Origin of the sequence: Gilvimarinus gilvus, assembly GCF_030518155.1 — a bacterium.
GTDB lineage: Bacteria > Pseudomonadota > Gammaproteobacteria > Pseudomonadales > Cellvibrionaceae > Gilvimarinus > Gilvimarinus gilvus.
The window spans coordinates 1-415 of record NZ_JAULRU010000325.1 but is presented as its reverse complement, the minus strand read 5'-3'; the positions used below and the strand labels follow the sequence as shown (position 1 = coordinate 415).

1 protein-coding gene is annotated in these 415 nt (G+C 65.5%); it reads left to right on the top strand.

The genetic code is table 11. From position 1 onward, the window contains the following. Positions 1-296, top strand: a 296-nt coding sequence (locus QWI17_RS05640; RefSeq protein ID WP_302721539.1) for a Csu type fimbrial protein, incomplete at its 5' end; no start/stop codon positions are given. Between the last annotated feature and the right edge of the window lie 119 nt (positions 297-415).

Sequence of the window (415 nt, the reverse complement as noted above, 5' to 3'; positions counted from 1 at the left end):
GCCTAGAGTGCAACCCCGACACGCCTTATCAAGTACAGGTCGACGGCGGCCAGCACGGCGGCACTGGCGACGTGCGTTTCCTGGCCAGCGACGACGCCCCGGGCCGGCCTATTCCTTATCGGCTCTATCGCGACGCGGCCTGGCGCGAGCCACTGCCAGTGAACGTTGCGCAGGCGGCCCGGGTGCCCGATAGCGGCTCGGCCGAATTGCCGCTGTATGCGCGAATCGACACGCTGGCCTGGGTGCCGAAAGCCGGCCTGTACGCCGACCTGTTGAAAGTCACGGTCACTTGGTGAGGATGCTGCCATGCACAAGGACGCGCAGCCATGAACCGCACCTCGATCCTGCTGTTGACCCTGGGGCCTTTACTGGTACCAGGCGGTGCAGCGCATGGCAGCGCCACTGGCTTCATTCA